This window comes from Anaerostipes sp. CAG:276, assembly GCF_000432215.1.
In the GTDB taxonomy this organism is placed as follows: domain Bacteria; phylum Bacillota; class Clostridia; order Lachnospirales; family Lachnospiraceae; genus Anaerostipes; species Anaerostipes caccae.
The window spans coordinates 42994-43227 of the sequence record NZ_FR889190.1; the positions used below are offsets into that span (position 1 = coordinate 42994).

The window sequence follows — 234 nt, forward strand, 5'->3', positions numbered from 1 at the left end:
CCACAGGCATTCGTCCCGGAGACCGGGCAGAGGCCTCCGGACATCCGCTTTCTGTGTCACTGGCACCGGGAATTCTCCATAATATCTTTGACGGAATTGAACGCCCTCTCGAACAGATTGCCGCTCAGTCCGGAAAATATATCAGCCGGGGAACTCAGGTAGATTCCCTGGATTATCAAAAACGCTGGGAAACACAGATCACCGTATCGGCGGGAGATCAGATAAAACCGGGGG

General features: G+C 53.8%; 1 pseudogene. It reads left to right on the plus strand.

Annotated features, from left to right (window positions below):
• Positions 1-234, plus strand: a pseudogene (locus QVP35_RS08520) (V-type ATP synthase subunit A); the annotation flags it as partial.